Genomic DNA, 10,642 nt, shown 5'->3' with positions numbered 1-10,642 from the left:
GTCGCGTCCGCTGGGCTCCGTCGTGCCGGTCGCTGGTCGCGTCCGCTGGGCTCCGTCGTGCCGGCTGTTCCCCTCCTATGCAGTCCCCTGAATCAAAGGGCACGGGGTTGGCGCGAGTGTTGCTGCAGCGTGCATGTGAGGGCTGACCAGGACATTTGCAAGATCAGGTCACGGCGAGGTCACGGCAGAGACTCCTCCTCTTGCGGAGTGTCCTACTTGGGTGTCTAATGGACATGTCAGCAGGACAGCTACCGAGGAGGCGACGAGGACCAGGGCACGGCGTCCCTGCGAGTCGATCACCACGGCAACTTTCCTAACGACAACAACCTTAAGTCCCGTATAGCGCGGGCAACGGCTTGGGCCGTGCGGTCGGCAGCGAATCCGTGCAGAGCGGAATGGTGAACGACGCGTAGCCAAACGCTCATTTCCGAGAGGGAATGTGTAGTAACTGCGCTTGCAGCACCATTTGTATAGCTCTTGCTATAGGGCGGAGTAGCGCGCATAAATGGCATGCCTGCCACAGGTGTGTCCCCAAGATAAGCCAATGGTGGTCTAGCGCCGGAAAACGTCGCAATGCGTAGGCGTTCGGGGTTGTTTTAGGCGGTTGCCGACATTGGGTTTCTCTGGCTTGAGAGCGTCGCTCTCGCCTGCTCATAGCACGTCAAACCCTCACGGGCATGGTTCCTTGCGTTGCGTGCTAGACATAACGGCTTATCTCAACAGTGTTTAAAGATTCAGGGAATGTGCCATCGGAACGCGCAACCCTCATCATGCGAGTAGTGCCGTATTGCACGGATACAGGATGTGTCCCTTTGCGGAGATCTCACAACGGTGAGGGTGCGCGTTTCGGTGCCAGTTCACAACTGGCCTGAATCACTGCCGGTCAATCACTTTTCTCGCGCGAAATGGAGTACCGCCATGACTATGACTCTGATCGATTGGTCCGCCCGGATTAGCGCCATGGCGGACGCTCTGTCCGTTCCTGACGGCGGATTTTCCGTCAACCCGAACGACGGTTCCGACATCGGCACGGGCTATGCGGTTGCCGTACACCCGGAACACGAACGCGTTTTCGACGGCCCCGTGACCAGTAACGATCTTCACGAATACATCGGGCAAGCGAAAGACGCGCTCTCGCTGCCCGGTCGCGTTCTCGGCGGATGGCGCGACCCTGCAACCGGTCGCGTCTACCTGGACGTTTCCGTCGTGACCGCAGGCCTGTCCGAGGCAATGACGCTCGCGCGGGAAACCGCACAGCTCGCCATTTTCGATTTTTCCGCCATGGAATCAATTCCGGTCACAGTAGCGGCGTGAATCAAAGAGGCAAACCATGAGTGCAGTCATCGTCATGATCAGCGACGGACAAGCGCGGCGTATCGCGTCCGATTGGCACGGCGGCATGTCGTCCGCCCTGTATTCCCTCGCCTCATCGGGCGCGATTGACCTTGACCGTGCGCGGGATGAGATCTCCCGTGAACTGTGGAAATTGGACGTCGGAGAAGTGCGACGCGAATTGCTCGCGCTGGACAAATACGTACGAACGGCCGGCGCGCGTCCCGCGCAATCGGGATGGGCCCGCTTGTGGGGCGACTCGCCGGTGACCGTGAATCACCTAAAAGGATTGACTTGTCATGCCTACCCCCAGCGATCACCCATGGTTCCGGGCACACCCCGTGAGCCACGAAAACATCGTGTGGCACTGGGAACAGGCCACACCCGACGAAATCGAGCAAGGAATGCGCTGGTATGCCGACGCGCACCACGTGGCAACCGCCATCGCGAATGGTGACGCCCATCTCGGCGCCGGAATGCTCGCGATCTACTCGCCCCAGCAAGGATGGATCGGCAACGTCCTTAATGCCGCTCGCGTACTGCGCGAGGGTAAGGGAATCGGCGGGCCCGGTTCCGGGATGTTCGCCACGACGGGCCAGAAACGCGCGGCTGACCGGTTGCTCGCCGGTGAGCGGTATGAGGACATCCTGAACGGTCCCAAGATCCGCGACTTTGCCCACCTGATCGAGTTCGGCGGAGATCAGGACCCGGATGACCCGCGCATGGTGATCGACCGGCACGCGCTGTCGGTGGCGCACGGTCGCGCGCTCACCTCCGAGGAGTACGACTCCGCGCCGGTGAACGGGTTCCGTCGCAAGGGCGGAACGGTTTCCCGTCGGCAGTACGACCACGTGGTGAGCCTGTACCGCCGTGCCGCGGAGCTGATCTCCGCGCGCACGGGAGAACGGGTCTCGGCACACCAGGTGCAGGCCGTGACCTGGCTCGCCCGTCAACGGCTCAACCAGGAAGCCGAACAACGGCGCGGCCCCAACCGGCTGGACCGTGGACGCAACCGGGCCCGCGCGAATTCCGAACGCGCGTGGAACGACTTCCGAACCGTCTACCTGCCCCATCTCGCCAATTGCCCCGGCACGGGTTACCAGTCCGCCGCCTAACGCATCCCGAGTGAGGTCTCACGATGACTAACACGCAACTCCATTTGATTCGGATGACCGTTATTCGGATCGGTGATCTTATCTTCCTTGACAGTTTTTCCGGACTCGTGCCGGCCAAGGTGACCGGGTACACCTCGTGCGGCGAAATCGCCGTGATGGTCACCGCCACGCGCGGCGCCTACCGCCGTGGCGAACACACCACATTCACCCCGAGTGGCTCTGTCCCGCGCGCACACGTCCGCGTGCGTTGCGGACAGTTCCGCATTTTCGGCGCGTGGACCTTTGACGGACTGCGCGACGAATTTCAACCGCGCTGGGCCTGAAACCCGCGCACGTAACCGACCGATCGGCCAACGTCAAGGGAGATCACATGTCCACCGACGCGGACAACGTCGTAGAACTTCACTTTCAGTACGCCCAAAACGGCTACGTCATGACAGACGACACGTACGGCGAACAGGACGCCGATAGCGCGGTCGCGTTCACGCGCGATGGGTGTGCGTTTGTCGCCTGCGAGCGCGCACCGCGCGGACGTTGACGTATCGAGTCCACCGACGGCGCGGCCGGTCCGGTGCCGCTGTCCGCCTACCGGTACCGATTTTCGGACCTGGCGGACGCTGCGGAGTACGTCGCCAATAAGTGCGGTACCACGGTCCGCCGAGTCGATTCCTGGATCTAGCGCAATCGTCCAGCGAATTCCCGAAAATTTCACTGATAGACAGCCGCGCAGCTCTCACCCGCGCGCAACGGTTGCAACGGCTCGGCTTTCCGTTGCGGATTGTTCGACTCATCCGCGCGCACGTCATCACCACTGTTTCCCGAATCAGTAAAGGAGTTCAACCATGTTCGTGTACGGCGTGTCCCTCACCGATATTCACCGCGTCGTACGCGACGTGTCCAGCGCGCTCTACGACGGAAACATCGCCGTGCGCACGGGCGAGGATCGCAGCAACCGCGCTGGCCCCCGCGCGACATTCACTCTCCGCGCCACCGACACGGCCGGTTGTGGCGCCAAGGGGAGCGCATCCGCGTTCGGCAAGGGCACCGGCCCGAACGGCAGGCGACGCACGATTTCCGCGTGCTGGCACGCCCATTACGACGTGTTGGCCGAGTTGTTCGCCCGATTCCCGGCCGCTCGCGTGGTCACCGCGATTGCCACCTATACCGCGCCCACGTTCCGTGACCGCGCGCTGGCCACCGCGTCCCGGAACGTCGGAAGCCAGTTGTACCCGGTCACCGCGCCGGACTGCTGCGAATGCGACCACACCGACTACGTCAACACCTTCGACCACACCGACCGCGCCGGCTACGTCGACGACTTCGACTGGATGCCCTCCGGCGACGCGATGCGCCCGAATACCGACGTCGACTACTTCCTTGATCAGCTCGACCGCGTGCTCGCCGAACAGTGACCCCCTTTCCCATCACGCACATTCACGCAATTCAACCGACGAAAGCGAGCACCACGATGACCACCGACCACCCGACCACGCTGGACGCACTGCGCGCGGAACTCGACCGGGAACGCGCACGGGCCGACTCCCTGGAGACGGTGAACCGCGTGCAGGCCGCGAGCCTCTCCGGCCTGGCCAGGCTCGCGGAGGAACTCCGCTGCCAGGTGGCCGACCTGCACGACGACGCGCTGAGCTCGCGACCGATGCCGGTGCAGGGCCTGCGCAACGTCACCGGCCGCATGAACGGCTTGGCCGACACCTTGAGCCGCGCGGCACGCGGCTACTCCGGCGCCCGGACCACGGACATGATCTACCCGACCATTGACGACGATCTCCGCGCACACGGGTGGACGCCCCGACCGGACCTGGGCCTGGACGGCGTGCTGCCACCGATCCCGATCACCGAACTGGGCGACCGGCGCGGCTATGCGCGCGGCTGGCATCGCGGCCCACAGTGGATCACGTTGTGGTTCACCGGCCCGTGCGCGCTGGCCTACTCGGACAGCAGCGACCACGGCCGACTCACCGACATCGACACCGTGCGCGCCGTGATCACCTCCCGCCGACCGCTGTCCGCGGACGCACTGGCCGAATGGGTCACGGCCCGGCAGAAGGCGCACACGGTGCCGTTCGACGCCCCGTACGTCCGGGTGTTCGCGCACCTGCGGTCGTCCTGGAGCGGGGGCCTGGTCGTCGATGACCGATGCGACGAACACGGCGCCCCCACGCCCGACGGGCCCGGTCAGCGCTCCGTGTGGGCCTGCCCGAGCGACCCCGATTTCCGGCTCTACGTCTGGGGAATCGGCAACGAACCGGCCCACGTCCGCTACTGGGCCGGGCCCGTGGTCGACATGGCCCACCTCGTCCAGATCACCGGCCACTGTCGCTGACCTCCGTCTCTCCTTTCCCCCCGGTCGGTCGTCCCCGTCGACGGTCGACCGACGCCCCGTTGATCACCTCCGGCCGTTCGAGCCGCCTCCGGTGGAGGAACGGCCGACCTGCGCCTTCTCGATTCCGCCCATTACCGGCCTGAAGGGACCGATACCGCCATGACCACCTCCTCCACCGCCCCCGTGGCGGACGTCCTCGACTGCGGCCACCCGCCCACCCCGGACCCCAGCGGGATCGGCACCGGCCGCGCGATCGACCCGGCCACCGGCGCCACGAGCTGCTACCCGTGCTCGGACGAACGCGAACGCCACGCGATGGCCCGCGCGAACACCTTCGTCGCCTACGTGTCCTCGGCCGGCGACGCGCTGACCACCTGGCCCGGCGGGCACCTGGCCACGATCGACCCCGCCGACGCCCGCCAGGTCGGCCGGCGCACCTACACCCCGTCCGGCGGGATGTGGACCCGCTACGTCTGGCACGCCACCGACGTCGACGGAGGCCGCTGGGCAGGCGTCAACGGCGGCCCTGGCCTCGTCATCCGCGTCCACCGGCTGCGCGTGTGCACCTGGCAAACCGAGTTCGGCAACGGCCGCGCGCCGCGCTACTGCCACCGCCGCGCCACCCACGCCGGCCGGTGCGGCGCCTTCGACCTCTATTGCCGCACCCACGCCCGCCAGGTCTTCGACCTCTACGGCTGGACCACCACCGCCTTGCCACCCCGTGCGCTCGCCCAGATCTGCGCGTGAACCCGCGCCACTACAAGGAAAGGAGCCCCCTCGTGTTCGTGAAGTTCTACGACCGCCTCGACCTGTCACGGGCGCGCCTGGACGACATGCTCACCGTGCCCGCGAACCGCGCCAAGGCGCTCGACGCGGCACGGGAGCGCCGCCTGCCGCGCCAGTCGCTCACCCGCGCGACCAACCGTATGGGCTTCTGGGTCTACGTCTTCCAACTCGGCGCCGACGTCCAGCTCGGCACGGTAACCCTGGCCGGCGCGGAGCCTGGACCCGAGCACGTGGTCACGCTGCCGGTCCGCCAGCTCGACCACTACACCACCCCCCGGCATGCCGTTGACCGAGATGGCCGGGCTGCTGGCCGCGGTCGCCGAGGACTACCCACCCACCGTGCTGACCGCGCTGCTGGCCGACAGCCTCACCAAGGTCATCGACCTGTGGGCTGACGCCCGCCGCGACGGCCAGACCGCGATCGACATCCGCGACCTCGACCGCGGCGTCACCAGCGAATTCGCCCCCGCCGTCCGCGCCTGGCACACGGGCGACGCCTTCGCACGCCCCCGCCTGGCCGACACGGCCTGGCCCGAACCCATTCCGAGGTGAACCACCGTGCCCATCGACGACCCCACCGCCGCATCCCCGTCCGAGATCGACGAAGAGCTCGCCCGGCTCGGTATCGAGCATGCCAAGGCCCAGGACACCGTCAACGGGCTCACCGCCCGCGTCCAGCGCTTGGTGAACGACGGCATGGCCGAGTACGCGACCGAGTTGCAGCCCCGGATCGAGCAGGCTCGCCAGACGATCGCCGAGTGCGAGGCCGCCGCGCGCCCCTCGATGCGGAGTTCGAACGCCGAGGCGGCTGGACCCGCGCCTGGCTGGTCCTCAACACCGGCGGCCACGTCCACCGCACCATGGAGTGCCGCACCTGCTTCCCGTCCACGCGCTTCGCCTGGCTCACCCAGCTCTCCGGGCACGACGAGACCGAGATCGTCGAGCAGGCCGGCAAGGCCGCGTGCACCGAGTGCTACCCCAGCGCGCCGGTCGAGGTCCGCAATCGGCCCAGCCGGATCAAGACCCCGGAGCAACTCGCGCGGGAAGCGGAGAAGGCCGAACGCGCGAAAGCCAAAGCCGCCAAAGCGATCACCGCACCCGACGGAACACCCCTGCGCACTAAGCAATACGGGCAGATCGACACCGAGTTCACCGCGCGGCGCTCCTACAACGACGCGCTGTCCTACGCCCGCCTCCTTACCAAGCGCAACGTCGCGTTCCACCGCGACACCATCGCCGAGTACCACGAGGATGCGCAGCTCATCCTGGCCGCGCTCGCCGCCAAACACGGCCGGACCGTGGACGACCTGCGCGCCGAACTGGCGCCCAAGGTCGAAGCCAAGTGGAACCGCGAACACCGCAACTGGGGCTAATCGCTCCCGTCAGGCAACCCGTTCTTGCGAAAAGGACTCACGCGATGCTTCTGGTCGAAACGCTGGAAGACCTGGTGCACAACTACCTCGAAAATCCCGCTCGGCCCGGCTCGGCCGTCGGCAAGGTCAATGCGCAAGACCTGGTCAGCCACGTCGTGCAGCACCTCGCCGAGCGCGGGGTCGACCTGGGATTTCAAGACGGCTCACGCCTTACCCTGCCGGGCAACGCGCCCGGCGGCTGGAGCCGGAGCGGCACCGACTTCCCTTGGTACTCCGGGAAAACGACGACGGGCCCGTGCCGCCTACATCGCAAAGATGATGCTGGCCGCCTCGGTCGGCCTGTTCGACGCGGCGCTGAACTACCTGTGGAACGAGACGATCAACGAGCTCCGGACCCGGATCGCCTTGTTCGACGTCGCCTACTTCTTCGAGATCGCCGAGCAAGACCCGGCCCGCCGGAAAGACCTGAAGACTCCGGAAGACCTCAAGAAGATCGACGACCAGAAGCTGATGCAAGCAGCCAACCGCATCCAGCTGATCAGCGACGTCGGCTTCAGGCAGCTCGATCACATCCGCTACATGCGCAATAACGCCAGCGCCGCGCACCCCAACCAGGTCACCCTGACCGGCCTGAAGCTCGCGGAGTGGTTGGAGACCTGTATCCGCGAGGTCATCACCCTCCCGCACACCAACGTCGTCGCCGACATCGGCCGCCTCCTACACAACGTCAAGGCACAGCGCCTGCCGGCCGACGAGCTGGACAAGGCGGCCGCGTTCTTCGACGGGCTTCCCGATGCCCAGGCGGACAACCTCGCCGCCGGACTGTTCGGCATCTACACGCCCCCGGACGCCACCCCGGACGTCCTCGACAACGTCCGCCAGCTCTGGCCCAAGCTCTGGCCCAACGTTAGCGAGACCGCCCGCAACGAATGTGGCGTCAAGCTGGCACGGTTCCGTGCCAACGCCGACAACGACCGCGCCGAGCGGGCACGAGAGCTACTCGACCTCGTCGACGGGGCCGCGTACCTGCCAGAAACCGAGCGCACCGCCGAACTCGCCAAGGCGCTCCAGGAACTGCTCGACACCCACGCGGCCATGAACAACTTCTACAACGAGCCGGCCGTAGCCAATCGGCTCGCGGAGCTTGTCGGCCGGTACGGCAGCGTACCCACCCAGCTCGTCGAGTCCTACGTGAACGTGGTCGTGTACGTGTTCCTTACCAACGGACACGGCCAAGCCTGGTCCGCCGACCCGATCTACAAGGATCTGATCGGCCTGTTCGACACCGAGCAAGCCAGTCTGGCACTGAGGATCTTCGCGAACGACTCGATCTCTAGCCGACTCCAATTCGACCTGCCTCGCAAGAAGTGGATCGAGTTGCTTGACCTCATCGTCCCGAAGCTCACCGGCCGCCGAGACCGGGCCCTGCTGGAGTCCGTTCTTAGGTTCACTGGCACACCTGATCAACTCGTGAAGGACAGCGACATCAGGCGCCAACTTGCCCAGTGGAACACCCGCAACACCCAGGGTGCCAGAGCTAAGTAGAACCGGGGCAACAGGAGATCCGGTCTATGGGGATCTACGCGCCTGAGGGCGACTCTAGGTCAAGTAACCGCAGCTCAGCGGCGTGATCATTGATCTCAGTGATGGCAACAGGTGTGGTGCAAGAACCTCGATGGAGCGTCCCGACCCGCTTCGCCGTTCGTTGCGGCGGGTGTTCGAGTCGTCTCGATCGTTGGTTGGTTCCCGCTCCCGTGCCCGAGTCGACCGACTCCACGTAGAAGCGCTAAGCGCTCGGAGCGGGACGCGTGGGTGCTGCGGTGTCAGCCGGGTTGTTTCGGCGCTTGACGCGGCGGCGTCGGGTCCACGCGATCGCGCCGCCGCTGAGGGTGGTGCCGATGGTCATGGCGATTACCTTGGCCGTCAGGCTGGGCAGGACCGTGTTGATGAGGGCACCGAGGGCACCGCTGGCGAGGCCGACGATGAGCACCAGCCCGATCAGCACCATCGCCAGGATGGTGAGCATGAACGCGCGGATCTGCGGCTCGCGCAACCAGCCATCGATGATGGTGATCAAGGTCGGCGATGTGGTCGGAGACGGGTCCGACGCGGTGCTGCGGGTGGAGCGGGTCGAACTTGTGGTGCGGGTGGTGGCCATCGGTCCTCCGTCCGCCGCGTTTGTCGCGGTCGTGGATAAGAACGGCGACGCCCCGAGAACTTCCCGATGACCGGGATGTGACGGCTGCCCCCGGGACGAGTGCCATCTCGTCCCGGGGGCAGTTCATTCAGTCGGTATCACTCGGTGCTGCGGCGCAGCAGCGCTGCAACAACGATCACCATGATGCATGCCATCGCAGTGCTCACTAGAGCACCGCCAGGGATGATGCCGCTAGCGGCGATGCCAGCAACGATCGCCATCACTGTTGCGATCGACACTGCCATCCTCCCCCTGCTCCGAGGGAGTGGCGCTAGGGCCGTTGGTGTCATCTGGACGGTTCGCCTCCTTCGACGGGTGTGAGAGAACCCATGTCGGCCAGCGCTTTGCTGACCGTGTGATGCAACTCGCTGTGGCTGCTGCAGCGACCGCTGGTTGCGGATGCTGGAGTAGTCGTTGGCGAGGTTGTGCTGTCCTCATCTGGATGTCCTGGGGTCTGAGGGCAGGTCATCCGTTGAGGACGTCTCTGACGTAGTTGATGGCGTCTCGGTCTCCGAGCGTGGCGGCGCGATGCCACCACTTCTGGGCAGCCGGGAAGTCTTCAACTAGTTCCAGGAGTTCCGCAGCGCGTCGTGCGCTGCTGGGATCTCCTGCTTCTCCGTGGCGGAGCGTTTCGGCCAGCTCATTTGCTGGCCAGTTCTCCGACCGCTCGGTCGGCCGGAGGACCGGCCCCCGGCCCTCGCGGGCCGGGGAGCCGCCGGAGGCCTGGTAGTCGTCTTCGAGTCGTTGCAGGAGGCGGCCCAGGCGCACCTCCTCAGAGGAGGTCCGAGGGGCCATGTCGCAACTCGCCGGAGCGTCTTTGCGCATTGGAACCCATCCATCCGTAGTCGGGTTGTTCAGCTATCAGGGAAGCGGCGCCGCATAGCATCGGGGAACGACCTCAGAAAGGCCTTTCTGATGCTGGTCAGGTAGTTACTGACCGTGCCCTTGGCCAAGCCGAGCTCGGCACCGATCTCGGCGAGGGTGTAACCCCCGACGTGAAGGAGCATGATCTGTTGCTGCTCCGGACCCAGCGACTCGAAGAACGTTCTCGTCGCGTCGTCCTCGGTGACGATGGTGGCCGGGTCAGTCGCGGTCACGTTCGACGCGACGACTTCGGCCTGACCCTTTGTCCGAGTCCTGACCGCTTCCCTGCGGAAGTGGTCGTTCACGGTGTTGCGAAGGGTTACGAAGGCGAGGCCGGTGCTCAGGCGGAGCTCTTTCCCGTCTTCACGGAGGGCCTGGTGACGACGCCAGAGCTTCAGGGCGGTTTCCTGAACCATGTCCTGAGCGAGGTGGTCGTCCCCGTTGACCATCCAGCCCGCACTGCTGCGCAGGCGGGGGTGAATCACTTCAAGGAACGCCTCGATCGACATGCCGTCGCCTTCGGAGTTCCCGTCTTTGCTGCTGTCAGGACCCTTGATGATCAAGGTTCCCTCCCTCGTTCTCAGACCCCGAACTGCACTGCTCGGCTCGGTGTCCTGCGGGTCAGGCCCGG

General features: G+C 65.6%; 16 protein-coding genes. 11 read left to right on the top strand and 5 right to left on the bottom strand.

Annotated elements, in window-relative coordinates; translation table 11 throughout:
* Positions 1 to 924 precede the first annotated feature (924 nt).
* The 9 genes from SK803_RS12405 to SK803_RS12365 all read left to right on the top strand — a co-directional run bounded on the left by SK803_RS12405 (position 925) and on the right by SK803_RS12365 (position 6,950).
* Complete coding sequence (locus tag SK803_RS12405) at positions 925 to 1,314, top strand: hypothetical protein (protein ID WP_319966079.1); 390 nt, start codon at positions 925 to 927, stop codon at positions 1,312 to 1,314.
* A gap of 359 nt (positions 1,315 to 1,673) precedes the next feature.
* Entirely contained in the window at positions 1,674 to 2,447 is a 774-nt protein-coding gene (locus SK803_RS12400; protein ID WP_319966078.1) for a DUF7178 family protein, read from the top strand.
* A gap of 23 nt (positions 2,448 to 2,470) precedes the next feature.
* Complete coding sequence (locus SK803_RS12395) at positions 2,471 to 2,770, top strand: hypothetical protein (protein ID WP_319966077.1); 300 nt, start codon at positions 2,471 to 2,473, stop codon at positions 2,768 to 2,770.
* 47 nt (positions 2,771 to 2,817) lie between these two features.
* Positions 2,818 to 2,985, top strand: a complete 168-nt coding sequence (locus SK803_RS12390; RefSeq protein WP_319966076.1) for a hypothetical protein — start codon at positions 2,818 to 2,820, stop codon at positions 2,983 to 2,985.
* Positions 2,986 to 3,289: 304 nt separating this feature from the next.
* Positions 3,290 to 3,859, top strand: coding sequence for a hypothetical protein (locus SK803_RS12385; protein WP_319966075.1), 570 nt, complete (start codon positions 3,290 to 3,292; stop codon positions 3,857 to 3,859).
* Positions 3,860 to 3,915: 56 nt separating this feature from the next.
* Entirely contained in the window at positions 3,916 to 4,791 is an 876-nt protein-coding gene (locus SK803_RS12380) for a hypothetical protein (RefSeq protein ID WP_319966074.1), read from the top strand.
* Between the two features lie 159 nt (positions 4,792 to 4,950).
* Complete coding sequence (locus SK803_RS12375; protein ID WP_319966073.1) at positions 4,951 to 5,538, top strand: hypothetical protein; 588 nt, start codon at positions 4,951 to 4,953, stop codon at positions 5,536 to 5,538.
* A gap of 318 nt (positions 5,539 to 5,856) precedes the next feature.
* On the top strand, positions 5,857 to 6,129 hold the full coding sequence (locus SK803_RS12370) for a hypothetical protein (RefSeq protein ID WP_319966072.1): 273 nt from the start codon (positions 5,857 to 5,859) through the stop codon (positions 6,127 to 6,129).
* 206 nt (positions 6,130 to 6,335) lie between these two features.
* The gene (locus tag SK803_RS12365) at positions 6,336 to 6,950 is read left to right on the top strand and encodes a hypothetical protein (protein ID WP_319966071.1); all 615 of its coding nucleotides are present in this window, start codon (positions 6,336 to 6,338) and stop codon (positions 6,948 to 6,950) included.
* Here SK803_RS12365 and SK803_RS12360 read toward each other — a convergent pair.
* A complete protein-coding gene (locus tag SK803_RS12360) occupies positions 6,947 to 7,147 on the bottom strand; it encodes a hypothetical protein (RefSeq protein WP_319966070.1) in 201 nt (66 codons plus the stop codon). The two genes, SK803_RS12365 and SK803_RS12360, sit on opposite strands and share 4 nt — an antisense overlap.
* Before the next feature lie 118 nt (positions 7,148 to 7,265).
* Here SK803_RS12360 and SK803_RS12355 point away from each other — a divergent pair, with 118 nt between their 5' ends.
* On the top strand, positions 7,266 to 8,495 hold the full coding sequence (locus SK803_RS12355; protein WP_319966069.1) for a hypothetical protein: 1,230 nt from the start codon (positions 7,266 to 7,268) through the stop codon (positions 8,493 to 8,495).
* A 241-nt stretch (positions 8,496 to 8,736) separates the two neighbouring features.
* Here SK803_RS12355 and SK803_RS12350 read toward each other — a convergent pair whose 3' ends face one another.
* Positions 8,737 to 9,027: a hypothetical protein gene (locus tag SK803_RS12350; RefSeq protein WP_319966068.1), complete on the bottom strand. Its 291-nt coding sequence runs from the start codon at positions 9,025 to 9,027 to the stop codon at positions 8,737 to 8,739.
* Between SK803_RS12350 and SK803_RS12345 the strand changes: the two genes are divergently transcribed.
* The gene (locus SK803_RS12345; protein WP_319966067.1) at positions 9,014 to 9,178 is read left to right on the top strand and encodes a hypothetical protein; all 165 of its coding nucleotides are present in this window, start codon (positions 9,014 to 9,016) and stop codon (positions 9,176 to 9,178) included. The two genes, SK803_RS12350 and SK803_RS12345, sit on opposite strands and share 14 nt — an antisense overlap.
* A 67-nt stretch (positions 9,179 to 9,245) precedes the next feature.
* Here the strand turns inward: SK803_RS12345 and SK803_RS12340 are convergent, their stop codons facing one another.
* The 3 genes from SK803_RS12340 to SK803_RS12330 all read right to left on the bottom strand — a co-directional run bounded on the left by SK803_RS12340 (position 9,246) and on the right by SK803_RS12330 (position 10,574).
* On the bottom strand, positions 9,246 to 9,392 hold the full coding sequence (locus tag SK803_RS12340; RefSeq protein WP_319966066.1) for a hypothetical protein: 147 nt from the start codon (positions 9,390 to 9,392) through the stop codon (positions 9,246 to 9,248).
* Positions 9,393 to 9,612: 220 nt separating this feature from the next.
* Positions 9,613 to 9,942, bottom strand: coding sequence for a hypothetical protein (locus SK803_RS12335; protein ID WP_319966065.1), 330 nt, complete (start codon positions 9,940 to 9,942; stop codon positions 9,613 to 9,615).
* 59 nt (positions 9,943 to 10,001) lie between these two features.
* Positions 10,002 to 10,574, bottom strand: coding sequence for an RNA polymerase sigma factor (locus SK803_RS12330; RefSeq protein ID WP_319966064.1), 573 nt, complete (start codon positions 10,572 to 10,574; stop codon positions 10,002 to 10,004).
* Positions 10,575 to 10,642 lie beyond the last annotated feature (68 nt).

It is taken from the genome of Lentzea miocenica (assembly GCF_033949945.1).
GTDB classification, from domain to species: domain Bacteria; phylum Actinomycetota; class Actinomycetes; order Mycobacteriales; family Pseudonocardiaceae; genus Lentzea; species Lentzea miocenica.
Note: the sequence above shows the minus strand (reverse complement) of the source record. Positions and strands in the feature narration are given on the sequence as shown.

Excerpts from the sequence above, each read along its gene's own strand:
- SK803_RS12405 (WP_319966079.1), top strand. The coding sequence starts at position 925 with ATGACTCTGATCGATTGGTCCGCCCGGATTAGCGCCATGGCGGACGCT.
- SK803_RS12395 (WP_319966077.1), top strand. The coding sequence starts at position 2,471 with ATGACTAACACGCAACTCCATTTGATTCGGATGACCGTTATTCGGATC.
- SK803_RS12390 (WP_319966076.1), top strand. The coding sequence starts at position 2,818 with ATGTCCACCGACGCGGACAACGTCGTAGAACTTCACTTTCAGTACGCC.
- SK803_RS12385 (WP_319966075.1), top strand. The coding sequence starts at position 3,290 with ATGTTCGTGTACGGCGTGTCCCTCACCGATATTCACCGCGTCGTACGC.
- SK803_RS12380 (WP_319966074.1), top strand. The coding sequence starts at position 3,916 with ATGACCACCGACCACCCGACCACGCTGGACGCACTGCGCGCGGAACTC.
- SK803_RS12375 (WP_319966073.1), top strand. The coding sequence starts at position 4,951 with ATGACCACCTCCTCCACCGCCCCCGTGGCGGACGTCCTCGACTGCGGC.
- SK803_RS12370 (WP_319966072.1), top strand. The coding sequence starts at position 5,857 with ATGCCGTTGACCGAGATGGCCGGGCTGCTGGCCGCGGTCGCCGAGGAC.
- SK803_RS12355 (WP_319966069.1), top strand. The coding sequence starts at position 7,266 with ATGATGCTGGCCGCCTCGGTCGGCCTGTTCGACGCGGCGCTGAACTAC.
- SK803_RS12345 (WP_319966067.1), top strand. The coding sequence starts at position 9,014 with ATGATGGTGATCAAGGTCGGCGATGTGGTCGGAGACGGGTCCGACGCG.
- SK803_RS12340 (WP_319966066.1), bottom strand. The coding sequence starts at position 9,392 with ATGGCAGTGTCGATCGCAACAGTGATGGCGATCGTTGCTGGCATCGCC.
- SK803_RS12335 (WP_319966065.1), bottom strand. The coding sequence starts at position 9,942 with ATGGCCCCTCGGACCTCCTCTGAGGAGGTGCGCCTGGGCCGCCTCCTG.